The sequence below is a fragment of the Oerskovia sp. NPDC056781 genome, assembly GCF_042789955.1.
Taxonomy (GTDB): Bacteria; Actinomycetota; Actinomycetes; order Actinomycetales; family Cellulomonadaceae; genus Oerskovia; species Oerskovia rustica.
This window is the reverse complement of record NZ_JBHUAD010000346.1, coordinates 1-2,883: the sequence shown is the minus strand read 5'-3', so window position 1 is coordinate 2,883 and position 2,883 is coordinate 1. Positions and strand designations below refer to the sequence as shown.

The 2,883-nt window shown below is 74.6% G+C and carries 3 protein-coding genes; 1 reads left to right on the top strand and 2 read right to left on the bottom strand.

Annotation, left to right across the window (positions count from 1 at the left end; genetic code table 11):
* Positions 1-34: 34 nt before the first annotated feature.
* Together ACFRCR_RS18145 and ACFRCR_RS18140 are read right to left on the bottom strand one after the other, a co-directional pair.
* Positions 35-928 carry a hypothetical protein gene (locus ACFRCR_RS18145; protein ID WP_377679541.1) on the bottom strand — a complete coding sequence of 298 codons (894 nt, stop codon included), beginning with the start codon at positions 926-928 and terminating at the stop codon, positions 35-37.
* Entirely contained in the window at positions 928-1,641 is a 714-nt protein-coding gene (locus tag ACFRCR_RS18140; RefSeq protein WP_377679539.1) for an ABC transporter ATP-binding protein, read from the bottom strand. The genes ACFRCR_RS18145 and ACFRCR_RS18140 overlap by 1 nt, the downstream gene beginning before the upstream one ends.
* Before the next feature lie 424 nt (positions 1,642-2,065).
* On the opposite strand from ACFRCR_RS18140, the gene ACFRCR_RS18135 reads away from it, so the two are divergent.
* Positions 2,066-2,824, top strand: a complete 759-nt coding sequence (locus ACFRCR_RS18135; protein WP_377679537.1) for a TetR/AcrR family transcriptional regulator — start codon at positions 2,066-2,068, stop codon at positions 2,822-2,824.
* Positions 2,825-2,883 lie beyond the last annotated feature (59 nt).

Below are 2,883 nucleotides of genomic sequence, written 5' to 3'. Positions count from 1 at the left end.
CGGTACGTGCCCGTGGTGCCCGACGAGCGACGGGTCAGGCGAGGTCGCGGCGGCGGAACGTCACCGCGCCCGAGCCGAGCGCGACCGCGACCCAGGCGACCAGGCCCAGCACCGCGGCCCCGACGCCCAGGGGGGCGAGGCCGCCCAGGACCGACGTCGCGCTCTGGCCGGTCGACGCGAGCGACCCCAGGCCCAGCGGCAGCCACGCCGCGGCGCTCGACGTGCCGCCCGAGAGCAGCACGACCGCGGCCTGGATCAACGGCTCGACCACCACGAGCCCCACGACGACCAGGATCGCCGCGACCTGCCCGCGGACCAGCGTCCCGATGCCCAGCCCGAGCCACGTGAACAGCACGAGGACCAGCAGCCCGCGCCCCCACACCCCCAGGACGTCGCCCGCGCCGACCATGAGCTGCGCCCCCGGTGTCGACGCCACGGCCGCGAGAAGACCCAGGGCCGTGAGCACCGCGAGCGCGGCGCCGATCACGAGGGCGACGACCGCGGTCGCGCCCGCCTTGCCCGCGAGGACGCGCAGGCGCGACGGGACGACGAGGGCCGTGGGGACGATGCCGCCCGTGCGGAAGTCCGTCGTGATCGCGAGGACTCCCAGCAGCAGCATGCAGATGACAGAGACCCCCGCGGAGCCCGAGCCCGCGGGTCCGTTGCCCAGCAGGTCAAGCATCGCGCGCTGCACGGGGGCGGCGCCCAGGTCGGTGAGGCTGCCCAGGTCGGGGGCGAGGTCGGCCGTCATCTCGGGCGAGGCCTGTAGACCGACGGTGGCGCCGCCGCCCAGACCCTCGAGGCTCGACAGGACGCGCGGCAGGGCGATCGTCAGGGCCTGGACCAGGACCATGCCCGCGAGGGCGACGACCCCCAGGACCCAGGGCGTGCGGGTGGTACGCAGCTTGAGCAGCTCGGCGCGGAACATCAGCGCACTCCTTCGGTCTCGGCGGTCAGGTTCAGGTAGAAGTCCTCCAACGACTCGCCCCGGACGAGGTCCGTGAGCGGGCCGTCGGCGATGACCTGGCCCTGGCCGATCACGACCAGGTCGTCGGCCACCTGCGTGACCTCTGCCAGGACGTGGCTCGCGAGGAGCACCGCCCCGCCGCCGTCCGCGAACGAGCGCAGGACCTCGCGCATCCACCGCATGCCCGCGGGGTCCAGGCCGTTCGCGGGCTCGTCGAGCACCAGGACCTGCGGGTCGCCCAGGAGCGCCGCAGCCAGCCCGATGCGCTGGCGCATCCCGAGCGAGTACGTCCTGACCCGACGGTCGGCGGCGCGGTCCATCCCGACCAGCGCGAGCACCTCGTCGACCCTCCGGCCCCCGATCCCGCCCGCGGTCGCGAGGACCCGCAGGTGGTCGCGGCCGCTGCGGCCCGGGTGCAGGCCGCCCGCGTCGAGCAGCGCGCCCACGGTCGAAGCTGGCTTCTCCAGCGCCGCGAACGGGCTGCCCTGGATCGTCGCGGTCCCGGCGCTCGCGGACGCGAGCCCCAGCAGGACGTCGAGCGTGGTCGTCTTGCCCGCGCCGTTGGGGCCGAGCAGCCCCACGACCCTCCCGGGCTCGACAGCGAAGCTCACGTCGCGGACGGCGTCGAACGTCCCGTAGGACTTGCGCAGGCCCACGATCTCGATGGCTGGCATCGGGGGATCCCTTCTCCTCCGGCCGCGCAGCCGGGGTGCCGCGCGCCGTGCCTCCAGCCTGTCTCCCGGGCCGTGGCGGGCGCTTCCGGCGGAGGGGGGAAGGTGGGTTGCGACTTCCGGTGGAGGTGGCGTCGGCTGGGTGCCACCTCCACGTGTCGCCGAGGTAGAACCGGCTGCGCGAGGTGGGACACGCCACGTTCTACCTCGGCGCAGCGCGTTCTACCTCGCGCGCACGGGTCCACCTCGCGCGGCGGGTGGAAAGTTACCACTCGGTCGGTTTGATGGGATGATGGCAGCACGAGGCAAGGCCGCCGCAGTGGGACACGACCCACCGTCGACGGGTCGCGGCGCTAGGCTCGCGTGACCGGTTCGCCGCGGCACGCACCGCAGGACCGGGCACGGACACACTCACGGGGGAGGGCACATGCCCAGCAGGACGTCAGAGACCACGCAACCACGCCCGAGCGCAGGCCCGACGGCGCAGCGCACGACGGCCCGGCGCGACACGCCGGGTGTCGCCGCCGGGACCGCGTCGCGCGGCTACGCCAAGGGGCGCGCCAAGCGCGACGAGATCCTCGAGGCGGCCACGGGCCTGTTCGGCGAGGTCGGCTACCACTCGGCGTCGCTGCGCGAGATCTCCTCGCGCGTCGGGATCTCCCACCCCGGTCTGCTGCACCACTTCCCGACCAAGGAGGTGCTCCTCCAGGCCGTCCTCGAGCACCGCGACGCCGTGGACTTCGCCCTGCTCGAGGCCGACTTCGCGCAGGGGCTCGACTACTTCGAGGCTCTCGTGCGCGTCGTCGAGCGCAACGCCTCCCGCCCCGGGATCGTCGAGCTCTTCTGCATCCTGTCGGCCGAGGCCACGGCCCCCGACCACCCCGCGCACGACTACTTCCAAAGACGCTACGACGGGGTCCTCCTGCGCAGCCGTCAGGAGCTCGCCCAGCGCGCGGCCACGGGACGGCTGCGCCCCGGGGTCGACGTCGCCTCGACCGCCCGGGCGGTCGTCGCCCTCATGGACGGGCTGCAGGTGCAGTTCCTGCTCGAGCGCAACGGGCCGCGCCCACCCGTGGACATGGCGGCCGGTCTGCGGTCCTACCTGTCGCTGATCCTGCCCGACGTGTCGGCCGGGTCCACCGAGCCCGTCGTGGAGCCCGCCGACGGCGGCGACGCCTCGCGCTGACCGCCCGACGACTCGGCCGCGCCACGACGAGGGCGCCCCCGGGTCCACCGACCCTGGGG

What these genes read in the sequence shown, in the direction of transcription:
- ACFRCR_RS18145 (WP_377679541.1), bottom strand. Translation starts at nt 928, where the DNA reads ATGTTCCGCGCCGAGCTGCTCAAGCTGCGTACCACCCGCACGCCCTGG.
- ACFRCR_RS18140 (WP_377679539.1), bottom strand. Translation starts at nt 1,641, where the DNA reads ATGCCAGCCATCGAGATCGTGGGCCTGCGCAAGTCCTACGGGACGTTC.
- ACFRCR_RS18135 (WP_377679537.1), top strand. Translation starts at nt 2,066, where the DNA reads ATGCCCAGCAGGACGTCAGAGACCACGCAACCACGCCCGAGCGCAGGC.